Below are 15717 nucleotides of genomic sequence, written 5' to 3' on the forward strand. Positions count from 1 at the left end.
CTCTCCCGCGAGGGAGAGGGCAATCCTCCTACCTGCTGGTGACTGGCAGGGAAGCACTGCTCGCCAGACTGCCTTCGATCTGCCCCGCCATGTACAGCGTCCCCGCCATCACCCCTGTGGTAGGGTTCTGCACCAGCTTCAGCCATGCCTTGTCGAATGAAGTGCCCAGGCTTTCGCGGATCAGCGCTTCGCTGTCCGGCCGGTCGTGTTCCTCAACAATGGCGCGAATCCCCGCCACCCCGACGGAAATCAACGCTCCGGCCAGTTTTCCCGCCGCCGCGGCCACTGCACCGGCCGCTCCTCGCGGAGCCATCTCGGCCTCCATCCGTTGGCTGGCGCGCTTCGCCACTGGCGCCATCCCCGCGTCCGTCGAGGCAATGCCCTTGGCACCGCCCGCGGTGTGAATCTTGTCGATCAGCGCCGCGTAGGCCGGCAGCGTGTTCAGCGGCTCGGTACTCACGACTTGGTACAGCGAAGCATTTCGAGTGGGCGGCGGCCCCAGAGCGATCGCCGGGACTTTCTGGATTCGGCCGTTGAGCTGAGCCATTGGCACGCCATGGCGCTGGGCGATGACCTGCAGTTGCTGACCGAGGATCTGCACATAAAACGCCGTAGCCTGGCCGAGGATCGCATCGGGATCGATCTCCACCGCCACCGGCGCCAGCACCTGCTCCTTATACTGCTCCAACAGATAGGCCGCCAGACGCTTGGCCGAGGCATCCTGCTCGCCCCCGGCACTGATGGTGTACCAGCTGACCTTCATCGACAGCCATTCCTGGGTCCAGTAACTGCTGAACCACGGAATGAATTTCTCTTCGGTCTGCTCGTAAATCCGCGTCCGCCAGTGGTCCATGGAACCCTGGGCGAACAGTTTGGCCTGTTCGGTGGCTTGCTGCGATGCGCTGACAATCTCCTGATCCACCTGCTGCCAGGTGCTCTGGGAAACCAGCACCACCGGCTCCGTCACCACCGGCGCATGCGCAGACGTGACGCATCCCGCCAACAACACCACTACGGTGACGATCAGCAAACGCAGGTTCAAAATCGCGGTTTCCTACAGTTGAATCAGGCCCATTGCTGCATATCTGAGTATAGGCGGTTGGCCGTAGGCTCGAACAAACACCGACGAATCCACCATCATTCACGTTGATATTCACCATCGTTCCGAATGCCTTCCGCTTGAAACGCGTCAGCGTAGGATCGACCACATCCCAACGCAAAAACCCGAATCGGAGGGGCGAATCATGTTGATCCATCTCCTGACGTGCCTGGCCCTGACGGCCGTTACGTTGACTCTGTTTTCCCGCTTCGTCCTGGATATCGGTCAGACCGAGGAGCCAACATCATGATCCACTCCGTCAGCCTCGCCGTGAGCTTCCCGGTCTTTGGAAACAACTACTACGCGCAGCAAGCCGTCTCTCGCAAGGCGGTCGCACTGGTGTTCGACCAGAATTTCGAGGCTTTGCTGATCCCGGCAGCAGCCAACCACTTCAGCAATGAAGTCGTTGGGCTCAATGATCAATTTCGGTTTCTGAATGATGTTCTGGTTGAACATCTATTGGAGACTGAGATGGCCCAGCGCTCGTCGCGGTCGGCGCGTCAGTTCACATTTTAACGCGACGAAGCCCTGACATTGGCCGATGCGAGGGCTGCGAGCGATAAAAACCCGGATACATGCGGTGCTTCGACAACGACTACGCTTTTGAGATTGCCCCTCGTCTCCCAAGGTGATTTCTGTGAGCACCGCGCCCCTGTCCGAACTTGATGCCGCTTTACCCGGTTTGGCCCGCAAGATCCGCGTGCTGGATGCCCTGGCCTGGCCGGATGGGGTCGAGGAAGTATTCCTGGCGCGTTGGCGCGCCGGGCATGCAGAACTACCCAAGGTCGAGCTACGCCCACGCGAGCACAGCGCCGACATCGCCGCCCTGGAAGCATTTACCAGCCGCTGCGATGAGGGGCATCCGGCCGGGCGCTACCTCGCCGTGACGGCGCGCAGCTATGCCACGGCCGGGCGCATGCTGGGTGCCATTGGCACACCCGCCTTCACCCAGTATTCGTCAGCGCTGTACCGGCGCCCGGACTTCTATTACGCAAGCCAGAAACTGAGCATGCTGGACGCGGCCCAGTTCTTCCTCAAGACCACCGACGCCCTTCTGGGCGGTGCCCGGATTCCACCGAGCCCGGCCGAGATCCCGGCCGAGGCCTTCGCCGCGTGGATGCAGCCAGAACTGGACCGCTTCTTCGGCCCGGGCCGGATCACGGTCGTGCTCGATCCGACCCTGGCCGCCAAGGCCATCGCCGGGGCGAACCGCATCCGCCTGCGTGCCAGCGCGCTGTTCTCTGAACTGGACAAGAGCCAGCTATTGCAGCATGAGGCCTTCGTACATGTCGCCACTGCACAAAACGGCGCGCTCCAACCCAACCTGAAAAGCCTGGGCCTGGGTGCGCCACGCACGACCCAGACTCAGGAGGGCATCGCCACCCTGGCCGAGCTGTTCACCGGCAGTATGGACATCAACCGCCTGCGCCGCCTCGCCCTGCGCGTGCTCGCGGTCCAGCAGGCGCTGGATGGCGCCGATTTCATCCAGGTATTCGAAGGTTTTCTCGCTGCCGGTCAGTCGCAGGAGGAGTCCTTCCGCTCGACCCAGCGGGTTTTCCGCGGCGCCGACCTGCGCGGCGGTTCGGCCTTCACCAAGGATGCCGCCTACCTGACCGGTTTGCTCGGCGTCCATACCCTGCTGCGCATCGCGATCCGCGACAATCGGCCAGAACTGGTGGGCTATCTGTTCGCCGGGCGCCTCAGTCTGGGTGATACCGTACGCCTGGCCCCGCTCTTCGAGTCCGGCTGGCTCCAGGGACCGGTCCATCTCCCGGCCTGGGCTGGCGATCTGCGTCGGCTCGCCGCCAACCTGGCCTTCTCCGCCTTTATTGCCCAGATCAAGCTGGATGTGCTCGATCTGGAGGTGCTCATGGCCTTCGCGGACGAGCATGAGGCCGATGCCAGCGCTTGAGCCCGAAAAAAAACAAGGGCGATTCACCAATGCCAGTCAGTTAAGAAAAAGAAGCGCCGAATGCAAAACCTGTGGCGAGGGGCCGGGCGGCGTTCCGTTTGTCGGAACGCCGCACCGCCCCGTTCGGCGGTGCAGCCGTCGTAAAACCATTGAGTGTGGTGTGTCAGTGGAGATGCGATTACCAGTTTTGGGATCGCTTGGGGGGCTGATTGGGGCTTTGATTGGGTGCATATCCGTTTATTGTGGTGACGGTGGATGGGATTGGAGTTGGAGTTGGAGTTGGAGTTGGGGTGCATATCCGTTTTTGTGGTAGCGGCGGCTATTGGTTTCGCTTTTACAGCGAGTCACTTTCGAAAAGCCGGAGTGCCGGCCCAGACCAAAGTAACCCAAGCGCTTCTGCCCCGCCATTCGGTGCCTCGCCTAGGCTCGGCATGCCCTCACTCCGGCATTGCTCCGGGGGCGGCTACCTCGGCATCCATGCCGAGGTGCCCCCTGCGCAACGCCTGCGTTCGGCCTCTGGGAACGGGGCAGGCAGATCAAGTTCAAAAGCCACGGCAACAGCAACGGCAAGATCAACAGCTTCGCGAGCAAGCTCGCTCCCACAGGGAAACGCGCCGGCTTCAGGTCAGGCCGGCCGGTAGGCCGCCTCGCTTCTGCTTTTGCGGTGCACGCCCCCTCGAGAGGCCGAGTGGAGGTTCTGCGCAGTGGGCAACCCGGCATGGATGGCCGATGGCGGCGGGCCCACGGAGCAGGACCGGAGCGAGGGCACCCTGAGCCTAGGCGAAGGGCCGAACGAAAGGGGCAAAAGCGCTTTGGTTACTTTGGTCTGGGCCGGCACTCCGGCTTTTCGAAAGTGACCCGCCGTCAGGGCGGAACCATAAGCAGCCGCTACCACAGAAACGGATATGTACACGATAAAAGAGCCCGGCCGGCTATCAGGCCGCCATCGTAGGAACCCGCCCGCAGCAGGCCCCACTCTCCACAGGTTCAGTGTCACGCCTTAACTGAACGGCATTAGGGCGATTCACCCTGCTGACCCCGTTTGGGGCCAGAGCTGACAGGCCCCCGCATGCACTCACTCAGTCGTGATCCACTCCGGCGCGTTTAAGCAGTTGCTTGCACCGCTCGGACAAGTGAAACACACGCAAGTGCTTGCCGGTTTTGACGTAGCGCTCACGCAGAGTCTTCAGCGCAGCGATGGCCGAGTAGTCGACGAAACTCAGGTGGCGACAGTCGAGGGTCACCTGGGGCGGGTCGTTGGCGGGGTCGAAGTGGTTGAGAAAGTGCGCGGTAGAGGCGAAAAACAGCGTGCCATGCAGGCGGTAGAGCTTGCTGCCGTCGGCTTCCAGATGACTGTCGGCGTATAGCTCGCGGGCCTGCTGCCAGGCGAAGTTGAGCGCGGCAATGACGATCCCGCACAGCACCGCGGTGGCCAAATCGGTAAACACCGTGATGGCGGTCACAGCGACGATCACCAACACGTCGTTCAGTGGCACCTTGTTCAGCACCCGCAGCGAGGCCCAGGCGAACGTCTGCTGTGACACCACGAACATCACCCCGACCAGTGCGGCAAGCGGGATGCGCTCGATCAGCGGCGAAAGGAATAGCACGAACAGCAGGATCATCACCCCGGCGACCACGCCGGACAACCGGCCGCGCCCGCCGGAGCTGAGGTTGATCACGGTTTGGCCGATCATGGCACATCCGCCCATGCCACCGAACAGACCGGAGACCACGTTGGCCGCCCCCAGTGCCACGCATTCGCGATCCGGGTAGCCACGGCTTTCGGTGATCTCGTCGGTAAGGTTCAGCGTCAGGAGGGTTTCCAGGAGGCCGACCAAGGCCATCAACACCGCGTAGGGGGCCACGATGCGCAGGGTTTCCAGGTTCCAGGGCACCTGCGGCAGGGCCAGGCCTGGCAAGCCGCCGGCTATGTGCGCCATGTCTCCAAGGGTGCGGGTCGGCAGGCCGAGCAGGTAGACCGCCAGACCGACGCCGAGGATCGCAACCAACGCCGGTGGCACGGCCCGGGTCAGGCGCGGTAGCAGGTAGACGATGGCCATCGTCAGCGCCACCAGCCCCATCATCAGGTAGAGCGGTGTACCGCTCAGCCAGGTCTCGCCGCTCTTGAAGTGCTCCAACTGGGCCAGGGCGATGATGATCGCCAGGCCGTTGACGAAGCCGAGCATCACCGGGTACGGCACCATGCGCACTAGCTTACCCAGCCGTAGCAGACCGAAAGCAATCATCAACAGGCCCCCCATCAGCACGGTGGTGAGCAGGTACTGCACGCCGTGCTGCACCACCAGCGCGACGATCACAACGGCCATCGATCCGGCGGCACCGGAAACCATGCCCGGCCGCCCCCCGAACAGGGCCGTCAGGGTGCAGATGATGAAGGCTCCGTACAACCCCATCAGCGGATTCAGGTGGGCAACCAGAGCGAAGGCGATGCATTCGGGCAACAGGGCGAAAGAGGTGGTGAGTCCGGCCAAGGCATCGGCACGCAGACGTTTGGGGTTCATGGTTTACCTAAAATATGGGCCGGCGAAACCGGCCGCAGAGAGTGGCGGGAAAAGAGGGCTGCGGATTTTACGGAATTGAAGACGACCCGGCCAGTTATTGGCGAGCGTGTCGAAGATCCAGGTAACCATCCGGCTTGCGGGAAATCGCTGACGGCAACCACACCGAGACACACAACCCGCTTCTTCCCACCTCATCGCAAAACCCCAGGCGGATCCGTGCCCCGTTGCGATCCGCTATCGTCTTGACGATGGAGAGCCCCAGCCCGGACCCCACCTCATGGCTCCCCAGGCTGCGATAGAACGGATCGAACACGCGCTCCCGTTCCTGCTCCACAATCCCGGGGCCGGAATCCTTGATCTGCAACAGCGCCCCGCCCTCCTCGATGCCCACCGAAAGATCTACTCGCCCACCCGCAGGTGTATAGCGAATGGCGTTATCGACCAGGTTCTTGACCACGGCAAGCAGGTCGAATTCGTTGATCAGGACCTGCACATCCTGTTCGTCCTCGACGCCGATGTCGATCTGCTTGATCTCGGCCAGTGGCAGCAGGTCCTCCAACACGCGACGATAGACGCCATGCACCGAAACCGGTGAGGCAGGCAGCGTCGAGGTCGATTGTGCGGTGGCCAGCGCCAACAGTTGATCAATGAGGTTCTTGCCGCGCTCGATCCCCCGCCGCAATACAAACAGACGCTCCTGGGCCAACGTCGACATGTCTGCGGCGGCCAGACGTTCGGCTTGCAGGGACAGCGCCGTCAGGGGCGATCGGAGTTCGTGGGCGGCGTCGGCGACGAAGCGGCGCTGGGTTTCCATCGACTGGGCCACACGGTTGAGTAATCGATTGATGGCCAGCACGAAGGGGCGAACTTCCGCGGGCAGATGGTTTTCGTCGATGGGGTGCAGTTCCTGCTCGCCACGCTGGTCAATTTCAGAAGCCAGTGCCGCGATGGGTCGAAACAGTTTGTGCACCAGATCGGCAACCACCAGCAAGAGCACGGGAAACAGGATGAAAAACGGCACCAGACCGCGCCAGGCGCTCTCGCGGGCGTCCTTGTCACGCGCGCCGGTTTCCTGCGCGACGGCTATGCGCTCACCCCTTGCAGTGGTTTTGATCAGCACACGAAACGGTTCGCCATCGACGTCCAGCGTCGACAGACCATCGGGTAGCGTGGTCGGCAAAGGCAGCGGTGCTCCGGCATCAACATTGCCCGACGCCTTGTTGCCATCGGTCAGGTACTGAACGATAACCCTGGATTCTTCATCATCACCTTCGATCCTCCTGCCATGGCCCGGATAGGCCAGCGTCATCTGCTGACGCTCAAACAGCACGGCCACCTGACGCAAGGTGTTGTCCTGCATTTCGAGTGTTTCATCGAATGCAGAGAGGTAGGCGAAAATGCCGGCCACGATAGCGACGATCAGGATGACCAGCGACAGGGAAACGGACAGCCTGAGTTGGACCGACTCGCTCAGTCGCTTTTTGAAACCATCCATCCCATACCTCTGACATTTTTGATGACGTGGCTCCCCAGCTTGCGACGCAGTGCATGGATCAGGAACTCCACCGCATTGCTTTCCACTTCATTGCCCCAGCCATAGATACGGTCTTCGAGTTCGCTGCGCGAAAGAATCGCGCCCGGCCTGATCAACAGCGCCTGCAGCAGCGAAAACTCGCGGCTGGAGAGCTGGACGTCAGGATTTTCTTCGGTGCTGGCTTGTTTCGAGATCGGGTCCAGCGACACCACGCCGTTGCTGAACACGGGCAGCGCGCTGCCACCTTTGCGGCGCAGAACGGCACGCATGCGGGCCAGCAATTCCGCCATTTCAAAGGGTTTGAGCAGGTAGTCGTCAGCGCCGCCATCGAGGCCGCGCAAGCGATCGTCGAGGCTGTCGCGGGCAGTGATGATCAGCAGTGGGACGCCGTTGTTGCGGCCGCGAATGCTGTTCAATACCTCCAGTCCGTCCTTGCCGGGCAGGCCGAGGTCAAGCAGCACCAGGTCATAATGTTGAGTGTCCAGTGCAGTAAGGGCGGTCAGACCATCCCTGACCCAGTCGGCGGCGTAACTGGCATCCTTCAGTGCGCCCTGGATCGCATCCCCGATCATCGGGTCGTCTTCGACCAGTAATATCCGCATGTCCCTCTCCGGTGATAAGTGAGACTCGACACTTACGCGGGTATCAACCTGCGCAATGAGTGCCGAGCCTGCATTGAATCACCTGTTCAAGCGTGCGCGAAGCGATTTATTGGCATTGAAAGCCGTCTCCTTCACTGCTCGCCGGCATTATTTTCCTTGCAGCGAATTGAAGACTTTCAGCAAATCATCCATTGCCGCCTTGCAGTCGCTCTGTTTCGGGCTGCTGGAGCGCAAGGCCTCAAGCGCAAGGTCAATGGCCTTGTCCAGTACATGCCAGTCGCTGGCAGCACGAGGCTTGATGCCGGCTTCCGCGGAGTCCCAGGACAATTCCAGGTCCTTGATTCGCGTTTTCGCGCCCGGCAAGTCGTTCTTGTTGACAAGATCGGCGACGTTTACCGCAATGTTCTGGAACGCCGACAGGTCACCCAGTTTCGAGACCGAGCTTTGGACCGCGCCCGAAGTAGCGCCCGCTTTAGGGGCGTCGGCAGGTTTCGAACACCCGGCGGCCAGGCCAAACACGACGATGGCTGAAAGGCTGGCGGCTTTACGAATGACAGTTTGAACGTAGACCATGATAAATCCTTGATGTGCTTTTGAACGTGTTATTCAGTGACCAGTTTGCGATTGCCGACGCTCATTTGCGCCACGGCCACCAGAATCAGGATGACGCTGAGGAAAATCGCGCTGGTCCAGGTGGCGCCCATGCCGAGGCCGCCATAGGTCTTGGCTTGGGTCAGCAAGTCGCCCAGAGAGGCGCCAAAAGGACGGGTCAGGATGTAGGCAATCCAGAAGGTCAAGACCGCATTGCCGCCCAGGCGCCAGGCGGCGAAAGTCCCGGCGATCAGCGCGCCGAAAATCACAGCGCCCAGTGTGAAGCCAAGGCCCAGCGCCTCGGTGGCCAGATCGCCGGCCGCCGTACCCAGCGCAAAGGTGCAGAGCACCGTTGCCCAATAGAACAATTCTCGACGCGGCGTGACGATTTCATTGATGGACAGGCTGCGCTCCAACCTGAACCAGACCATGAAAGTGATCGCCAGCAGTACAGAAAATACGGCTGTGCTGGCATACAGGCTGATGCCCAGCTTGTCGGTGAGCACATCGGTAATCTGCGTCCCGACGATGCTTACCAGCACCACCGTAAGCCAGTAAATCCAGGGTGTGTAGGCGCGCGTGCGAAGTTGGCCGAACAGTGCGATCGCCAGCAGCACGGCCATGCCGATACTGGTGACGCTCTGCCCTAAACCTGCATCGACGGCGAGAAAGTCGGCGCCGGTTTCACCCACGGTGGTAGACATGATCTTGATGACCCAGAACGACAGCGTCACCTCGGGGACTTTGTTGAGCCAATCAGCTTTTATAAGCGGCTTCATGTGAGTACTTCTCCATAACAGCGCTGCAATTGGCGCAAGGGAGAGAGTACGCAGGCAAACTTAGCTGGGACTGAGGAACGTCGACTGTCGTCCATGAACCGCAAAAAAAGCCCGGCGAGACCGAGCCACCTGTACCGTGAGTACGCGCGCCTGAAAGGGACTCACCACACTAGACCAGGCGTGGCCCGCGCGAGGTGGTTTGCACTGCTGCTTCTCCCAAGCGATCGCGCACAAAATCATTCGCCTTGCGAGTCATGTGGTCGAGATGCCTGTCACGCTGCTTTTCCGCATCGAGCATCGCTCTCTTCCCATGTTTTTGAAGCAGATACGTATGAATCTGCCGCACCTCGACAGAGCTGTAGATCGGAGCGACGTCCAGCAGCCCCATCAAGCCGTCAGTGCTGTGGTCGCGGGTATTCATCAGCACCTGAGTACCGCGCACACCCACCACTTGAAACCCCAGAGATTCGAAACAAGGGACCTTTGCAACGGTGCACGTCAGCTCGGCATGCGGGTATCGACCGACCATCTCCTGCAGCATCGCGCGCGCGACCCCACGGCGCCGATGGCTTGCATGGACAGCCATATAGGCCACACCGCACGCCTCGGGATCGTCCTTGACTGGCAGATACAGCAAAAAGCCGATGACCTTCGAAGGGTCCTCATCATCCAACGCGATGATCAATTCGACAGGAATGCCTTTAGACCCGCCGATAGCCTCCAGGTAGAGATGAACCTCGTAGCCGATAGCGTATTGATACACGTTGTACAGAAGGTTGCTCGGCGCGATCGCCACCATGCTGATGTCGGTTAAATAGTCGACGACCATCTGGAGGATCTGGCTATTAATGTGCTCCGGGCACTGGGTTTCAAAGTGGCTGATCGTGGGCATTGCGTGTCTGACTCCGAGGGTTAAGGCTTGCCCGCGACTTGAAGAGTTGGCACCGGGCGTGGGCATCATAACGTGCTGTTGCGCTGATGCCGTAAAGCGAGTCAAACGCCGCATGAGTGATCATCGCAAGATTGAAGGACTATCGTGCTGTGTCGTCGTGAGGCTTATAGAAGAGAAATTTTCCGGTCTCGGCTGTCTTGATGTATTTCCTGGCCCAATCGGGCTTCACTTTCCTGCTGTGGAAATACATAGCGCCATGGGTTCGGTCCGTCAGCTGTTTGTTGAGCGCTTTTCGCGCTATTTCCTTGGCGATCACATAGGGGGCGTCCTCGTCTACCTGATCCGAACGCCTGTCACACCACCACGAAAACTGACAGGCATGCTTTTCAGAACCTTGCTTGACCACCTCGCAAACCGTGCCTGGAAAGCCCTCATGGCCTAGTCGGTTCAAAACAACGCTGGCGACGGCTTCCATGTCAGCTGATTTCCCACCTTTGGCCTCCCAGTAAATAGTGCGTGCAAGACAGGTGATTACCTCGTCCATAGGCGCTTTGCCTGCCGGATCGACCGCCTGCACTTCGGATGGCGTGATGGCCTCGGCCTTAGGCGCAGGTGCCGCGTTCGTGTTGTCTGCGGCTTTCTGCTCCAGGACCTGCGCCTTGTCCACAGCCACTTCCTTTTTTTGCTCCTCGTCATCCGCGATCGCATGGCTCCCGAGAAAGGCTATTGCGAGGCACATTGCTATCCATCTGAGGGGCATGGTCGAACCTTCTGACTAAAGCCGATTTGAGCAACAAAACCCCGACGCTGTCGGTGCGCCCTGCTGGCGACTTGACTTCATTGTAGTAGTCAAATCTCTCCAAAGTCAGACAGCACCGCACTTCCTGTTACAAGATGGTGTTTACAAAATGAATGCGGGTTCGGCGTGAAAAGGGATTGCGCTGGATGGGGCGAAATCGCGCATCATGGGCGCAGTCAGTTCAAGGGAGAGTTCCATGCGCGTCATATCATTGGTTAGGCGTCTTGCCGCGTTGTCACTGGGACTGGTGTTCGCCACCACTGCCGTGGCGACCGAGGAGACGCAACTGATCGAGTCGATCAACGCCTACCGCAGCCAGGCGCAGCGCTGTGCGGGCCAAGGGTCCCAGGAGCTGCCACCGCTAGCGTCCGATCCGCGTCTGGTCCTGTCCGCCAGCAGTACCGGGGACCTGCAGCAGGCGCTCGCGCGTGCGGCTTATCCGATGGTCAATGTGCAAGCGATCAGCCTGTCCGGGCCGCGTGATGCGCAGTCGGCGATGAAAGCGGTGCAGGAGAGCTTCTGCAAGATTGTGCTGGACCCGCAATTCGTCGATATCGGTGTGAGCCGAGAGGAACATGACTGGCGCATCGTGCTGGCGCGTCCGCTGTTGGCTGGGCGTCTGGGTGACTGGCAGGCGGAAGGACAGAAGCTGCTCGAAATGATCAACACCGCCCGCAAGCAGCCGCGCCAGTGCGGCACCCAATCCTTTGCCGCCACGACGCCGCTGGCCTGGAACGCCACGCTGGCGACAGCGGCCCAGACCCATACCCGGGCCATGGCCAATAACAACTTCTTCGATCACAAGGACCGCGATGGCCACACGCCAGGTGATCGGGCTGAACTGGCAGGCTACGTCGGCCAGCAGATCGGCGAGAACATCGCCGCCGGGCAGGACATGGCGCGCAAGGTGGTCGATGGCTGGCTGGCCAGCCCCGGTCACTGCGCCAACCTGATGAACCCACAGTTCCGCGAGCTGGGCGCGGCCTATGCGGTTGATCCGAAAAGTGATGCGGGAATCTACTGGACGGCTATGTTTGGTACGCAGTGAGTGCCTGAACGCGCGTCTATATTACCCGACAGTCGCTTTAAGGCTTTTCCCATCCGGCAACGACCTGGGCACTGATGCTGACCCCGCCACATACGACGATAACCACGTCATGGGCATCGGCAATCGCCGGATGATCCAGATACGCGACAGCAAGGGAAACGCCGCAAGCAGGCTCCACCAATTGGCGCATGTCATCGGCAAACCGAACGACGCCCATGATGGCTTCAGCATCGGTCAGCACCACGCAGGTGTGCTGAAAACCCTGGATATGCTGAACCGGCCACTGCGCGACTTGCAGCGCACCGAGTGAACTGGCGACGGTCTTGATCCCGGAAAGCCTGACGGGATGTCCAGCCTTGATGGCCGCGGCGAACGACGCTGCACCCTCGGTTTCACAGGCGATGATTCGGCAGTCCATCCGCCCATGGCGTTCCAGTCCGGTAAGGATGCCGGCCAGCAAGCCACCACCGCCAACCGAGGCCACAATCGTGTCGACCTGGGGGCAGTCCTGCAAGATCTCATCAATCATCGTACTGTGCCCCTCCCATAGCGTGGGATGGTCGAACGCGGGCACGTACTCGGTATCAGGCTCTTTGGCGAGTTCCAGAGCCAGCTGGTTGGCGTCGTCCCACACCTTCCCGTGCACAATCACTTGCGCGCCGGTTTTGGCGATTCGCGCCCGGGTGCTTTCAGGGGTTGTCTGCGGCACGATGATGCTCGCCTCCATCCCCAGCGCAGCCGCCGCTACCGCCGTAGCGAATCCGGCATTGCCTCCGGAAGGACAGACGACTTTCTTCTTGCCCTGCTCGGCAGCGAGCGTACACAGCAGGCCCATCCCGCGCAGCTTGAATGACCCGCTAGGCTGCAGGTTTTCCAGCTTGAGCCAGATTCGTCGGGTCGGGGTCGATAGCCCCGGATGCAAAACCAAGGGTGTTCTTATATGAAGCATCTCAGGCCTCCCTATAAAAACTGGACGGATAGAAACCGGATGAATAGACATTCAGGCGCTTACCGCCGCCAGGACAGTGAGTTCAACCCGGACGCCGATCCTCAACTCAGCATAGACCCTGGCTCGGGCAGGTATTGACGTCACTCGTTGCTGTGTTCGCACCGTGGTGCCTTCGTTCATGAAGAGCGTTCAGTCGAATTGAAATCAGAGGCGACAGTCGAAACCACCCGATGGGTGGAGCGTTCGACTTCAATATTGATCAGGTCACCGATCGCTCGTGCATCCACAGGCTTACTCAGGAAGTACCCCTGAACCTCATCGCACCGGGCACCCTGTAACGCCCGGAGCTGCTCCATCGTCTCGACACCCTCCGCGGTGACGGTAAGAGACAGCGCTCGCCCCAGCCCAACGATGGCCTGGATGATCGATTGATCGTCACCGCTGGCCGTCAGCCCGCACACAAAACTGCGGTCAATCTTGAGACCATCAAAGGGAAACGAACGCAGATAGCTCAATGACGAATAGCCTGTTCCAAAATCGTCCATCGCCAGACGTACGCCAAGCGCTTTCAAGCCACGCATGATGTTCAGCGCGCCCTTGGCATCGTCCAGCATCACGTTTTCCGTCAACTCCAACTCCAACTCCAGCCGGGCCGGGCTCAACCCTGTCTCCAACAACACAGCCTGAACCCTGGCGACCAAATGCCCGCGCTGAAACTCTGTTGGGGACAGGTTGACGGAGACAAAGAACTGTTCAGGCCAGGTAGACGCGGCTATGCACGCGGTATGCAGCACCCAATTGCTCAGCGGCAAAATCAACCCGGTTTCTTCCGCAACGGGAATAAAGATGTCGGGACCTAACAGCCCACGCACCGGGTGCTGCCAGCGCACCAGCGCTTCAGCACCGACCATTCGCCGGCCTTCAATCTGGTAGCGCGGCTGGAAATGCAGTCGCAACTCACCCTGTTTGATGGCATGACGCAGGTCGCGTTCCAGTTGTCGACGATCGATTATTCGAGCGTTCATGTCACCTGCGTAAAAGCGCCATGTGTTGCGTCCAGCGTCTTTGGCTTCATACAGCGCGATGTCGGCATAGCGCAGCAACTCGTCTGCCAGCGTGGCGTCGGCGGGTGCCATGGCGATTCCGATGCTGGCACTGATGAACACTTCATGTTCGGCGACCAGAAAGGGTTGCTCGATACAGCTGATCAACCGCTTGCACAGATCCTCGACTTCATCCTGAGACGCCATATTAGCCAGAACCAACACAAACTCATCCCCGCCGATTCGCGCCACCAGATCATCATTGCGCAGGCACTGCCCTAACCTTTTGGAGACTTCGTTAAGCACTTGATCGCCTGCGGCATGACCCAACAAGTCATTGACCGGTTTGAAGCGATCAAGGTCGATGCTCAACATGACCAGCGGCTCGTCCAGGGTAGGCGCGGCCTTGAGCTTGCCATCGAGGAATTCCTGCATGCGAGTGCGATTTGCCAGACCGGTCAGAGCGTCGTGCTGCGACAAGTATTCGATACGTCGGCGGGCGGCCACTTCTTCGGTGATATCGCTCGCCGTGCCGCGATAGCCCTGCCCCGCCATCTCTCGAACAGAGAGACGGCTGATTCTGGCTTGCCCGTCTGCGGCCAGATAGCTGCATTGCAAAATGGCGTTGGCACGTCGGGAGTGGTTTTTCAGCCATTGGGAAAGGGGTCCCTGATCAGAGACCAGCAACTCATCGATAGAACGGCCTATGCAGTTGGCTCTTGATAGTCCCGTCACCGCCTCGAAGCGCTCTGACAGGTAGGTAAAGCGTAGATCGGAATCGATTTCCCAGATCCAGTCAGATGAAGCCTCCGCGACATCACGGAACCGGGCCTCACTGGCCGCAAGCGCCGACTGGCTGACGTGCAGGGAGGTGTAATTGGCATCCATCGCGCGCGCCGCCGCAGTCGTGCGCCGCAGGATGATCCAGGTCATCAGACCGATAATCAGCCCCGCGACACCGATCAGGGGCAAGACAAATGTCAGCAACTGATTACCCGGGCGGGCCAGCGTCCACTGCAGGATTCCCGCGCCCCCCATTTCTCCCAATGGTAGAAACGGCAAGGTGGGGACTGCGCTTTCGCCGATGGGAGCGCGTAATTGGTCAACACCAAAATCACTTCCCAGCGCGCTCAGTCTTCTGGCATCCAGTTTGGCGACGAACAACAGGACAGAGGGACGCCTGGAATCAGTTTCGACCTGGGGGTCGGTTCCAGGGGTCAAGGGCGCAGCGGCGACCAGCACGGGGGTACCGCCAACATTGAAATACGCTGTGGCAGGCGTCTCACTTTCAACGCCTGCACGGGCACGCGCGATCAGAGATGCAATGGGTTGTTTCAACCACCCCTCAGCCACGACCGATTCCAGTTGGCCATCAATGAGCGAGTAAACCGTTCGATCGGCCGGATCGATAACAAACACCCCCTGAAACCCGAAATCGTTATAGAGCGTAGGGCCAAGGTTCTGCCTGACAAACGCCCAATCAATATCAACCGTCTTGTGAAGGTGCTCATACGCATCGCCCCAGAATGCGTAGTCCTTGATCGTCAAACGGACGGATTTCTCCAAGGACTGGACTGCTTTTTCGGTATAGAAGCGGCTGCGTACCTCAGCCTCATGGTTTTGCTCGACGGCGATATAAATAAGCAGGACGCTGGCCAGCAAGAATATCGACAGTAAAAGGCCTGAGAACCCCATCAGAGAAATGCGGGTAAGGGACAGATTGGATGTTTGCACCCTCGTGAGGGGGTCAACGTTATTATTTTTCATACTGCTCCAGGCGGTGCAGTGAAGTACGAGCCAGCATTGGAGACCACTCGAATAGTCGGGAATGCACTTGTTTACCTTGTATCGGCCCGAGTTTCGAGGTCTTGACCTTTTGCTGATCTCAGCCTGCCAAACGCTAGAGCCAACGTCGACCAGCGCCACCGCACCGATGGACCGCGT

Annotated in this window: 13 protein-coding genes; 3 read left to right on the plus strand and 10 right to left on the minus strand. The window is 60.0% G+C overall.

All coding sequences use genetic code 11. The features are described 5' to 3' along the window. Positions 1 to 28 precede the first annotated feature (28 nt). On the minus strand, positions 29 to 1042 hold the full coding sequence (locus ACN1C3_RS08365; protein ID WP_419115340.1) for a hypothetical protein: 1014 nt from the start codon (positions 1040 to 1042) through the stop codon (positions 29 to 31). Between the two features lie 303 nt (positions 1043 to 1345). Between ACN1C3_RS08365 and ACN1C3_RS08370 the strand changes: the two genes are divergently transcribed. Together ACN1C3_RS08370 and ACN1C3_RS08375 are read left to right on the plus strand one after the other, a co-directional pair. Continuing rightward, positions 1346 to 1615, plus strand: a complete 270-nt coding sequence (locus ACN1C3_RS08370) for a hypothetical protein (RefSeq protein ID WP_419115341.1) — start codon at positions 1346 to 1348, stop codon at positions 1613 to 1615. Positions 1616 to 1736: 121 nt separating this feature from the next. Then, positions 1737 to 3011, plus strand: coding sequence for a flavohemoglobin expression-modulating QEGLA motif protein (locus tag ACN1C3_RS08375; RefSeq protein WP_419115342.1), 1275 nt, complete (start codon positions 1737 to 1739; stop codon positions 3009 to 3011). A 1079-nt stretch (positions 3012 to 4090) separates the two neighbouring features. Here the strand turns inward: ACN1C3_RS08375 and ACN1C3_RS08380 are convergent. The 7 genes from ACN1C3_RS08380 to ACN1C3_RS08410 form a co-directional block, all read right to left on the minus strand. Beyond that, positions 4091 to 5536 (minus strand): SulP family inorganic anion transporter, encoded by a 1446-nt coding sequence (locus ACN1C3_RS08380; protein WP_419115343.1) that lies wholly within the window; start codon positions 5534 to 5536, stop codon positions 4091 to 4093. Between the two features lie 94 nt (positions 5537 to 5630). Next, positions 5631 to 7031 (minus strand): ATP-binding protein, encoded by a 1401-nt coding sequence (locus tag ACN1C3_RS08385; RefSeq protein WP_419115344.1) that lies wholly within the window; start codon positions 7029 to 7031, stop codon positions 5631 to 5633. Next, complete coding sequence (locus tag ACN1C3_RS08390) at positions 7007 to 7672, minus strand: response regulator transcription factor (protein ID WP_419115345.1); 666 nt, start codon at positions 7670 to 7672, stop codon at positions 7007 to 7009. The genes ACN1C3_RS08385 and ACN1C3_RS08390 overlap by 25 nt, the downstream gene beginning before the upstream one ends. Positions 7673 to 7819: 147 nt before the next feature. Then, positions 7820 to 8245 carry a hypothetical protein gene (locus ACN1C3_RS08395; protein WP_419115346.1) on the minus strand — a complete coding sequence of 142 codons (426 nt, stop codon included), beginning with the start codon at positions 8243 to 8245 and terminating at the stop codon, positions 7820 to 7822. A gap of 29 nt (positions 8246 to 8274) precedes the next feature. Beyond that, positions 8275 to 9042: a hypothetical protein gene (locus ACN1C3_RS08400; RefSeq protein WP_419115347.1), complete on the minus strand. Its 768-nt coding sequence runs from the start codon at positions 9040 to 9042 to the stop codon at positions 8275 to 8277. Positions 9043 to 9211: 169 nt separating this feature from the next. After that, positions 9212 to 9934: a GNAT family N-acetyltransferase gene (locus ACN1C3_RS08405; protein WP_419115348.1), complete on the minus strand. Its 723-nt coding sequence runs from the start codon at positions 9932 to 9934 to the stop codon at positions 9212 to 9214. A 139-nt stretch (positions 9935 to 10073) separates the two neighbouring features. Then, on the minus strand, positions 10074 to 10694 hold the full coding sequence (locus ACN1C3_RS08410; protein ID WP_419115349.1) for a cell wall hydrolase: 621 nt from the start codon (positions 10692 to 10694) through the stop codon (positions 10074 to 10076). Positions 10695 to 10929: 235 nt separating this feature from the next. Between ACN1C3_RS08410 and ACN1C3_RS08415 the strand changes: the two genes are divergently transcribed. Continuing rightward, the gene (locus ACN1C3_RS08415; RefSeq protein WP_419115350.1) at positions 10930 to 11781 is read left to right on the plus strand and encodes a CAP domain-containing protein; all 852 of its coding nucleotides are present in this window, start codon (positions 10930 to 10932) and stop codon (positions 11779 to 11781) included. Between the two features lie 37 nt (positions 11782 to 11818). Here ACN1C3_RS08415 and ACN1C3_RS08420 read toward each other — a convergent pair whose 3' ends face one another. Continuing rightward, positions 11819 to 12730 (minus strand): pyridoxal-phosphate dependent enzyme, encoded by a 912-nt coding sequence (locus tag ACN1C3_RS08420; RefSeq protein ID WP_419115351.1) that lies wholly within the window; start codon positions 12728 to 12730, stop codon positions 11819 to 11821. Between the two features lie 176 nt (positions 12731 to 12906). Further along, a complete protein-coding gene (locus ACN1C3_RS08425; protein ID WP_419115554.1) occupies positions 12907 to 15540 on the minus strand; it encodes an EAL domain-containing protein in 2634 nt (877 codons plus the stop codon). Positions 15541 to 15717 lie beyond the last annotated feature (177 nt).

This window comes from Pseudomonas sp. H11T01 (genome assembly GCF_048515765.1).
Taxonomy (GTDB): domain Bacteria; phylum Pseudomonadota; class Gammaproteobacteria; order Pseudomonadales; family Pseudomonadaceae; genus Aquipseudomonas.

What these genes read in the sequence shown, in the direction of transcription:
- ACN1C3_RS08370 (WP_419115341.1), top strand. Translation starts at nt 1,346, where the DNA reads ATGATCCACTCCGTCAGCCTCGCCGTGAGCTTCCCGGTCTTTGGAAAC.
- ACN1C3_RS08380 (WP_419115343.1), bottom strand. Translation starts at nt 5,536, where the DNA reads ATGAACCCCAAACGTCTGCGTGCCGATGCCTTGGCCGGACTCACCACC.
- ACN1C3_RS08425 (WP_419115554.1), bottom strand. Translation starts at nt 15,540, where the DNA reads ATGAAAAATAATAACGTTGACCCCCTCACGAGGGTGCAAACATCCAAT.
- ACN1C3_RS08400 (WP_419115347.1), bottom strand. Translation starts at nt 9,042, where the DNA reads ATGAAGCCGCTTATAAAAGCTGATTGGCTCAACAAAGTCCCCGAGGTG.
- ACN1C3_RS08395 (WP_419115346.1), bottom strand. Translation starts at nt 8,245, where the DNA reads ATGGTCTACGTTCAAACTGTCATTCGTAAAGCCGCCAGCCTTTCAGCC.
- ACN1C3_RS08385 (WP_419115344.1), bottom strand. Translation starts at nt 7,031, where the DNA reads ATGGATGGTTTCAAAAAGCGACTGAGCGAGTCGGTCCAACTCAGGCTG.
- ACN1C3_RS08390 (WP_419115345.1), bottom strand. Translation starts at nt 7,672, where the DNA reads ATGCGGATATTACTGGTCGAAGACGACCCGATGATCGGGGATGCGATC.
- ACN1C3_RS08420 (WP_419115351.1), bottom strand. Translation starts at nt 12,730, where the DNA reads ATGCTTCATATAAGAACACCCTTGGTTTTGCATCCGGGGCTATCGACC.
- ACN1C3_RS08405 (WP_419115348.1), bottom strand. Translation starts at nt 9,934, where the DNA reads ATGCCCACGATCAGCCACTTTGAAACCCAGTGCCCGGAGCACATTAAT.
- ACN1C3_RS08415 (WP_419115350.1), top strand. Translation starts at nt 10,930, where the DNA reads ATGCGCGTCATATCATTGGTTAGGCGTCTTGCCGCGTTGTCACTGGGA.
- ACN1C3_RS08410 (WP_419115349.1), bottom strand. Translation starts at nt 10,694, where the DNA reads ATGCCCCTCAGATGGATAGCAATGTGCCTCGCAATAGCCTTTCTCGGG.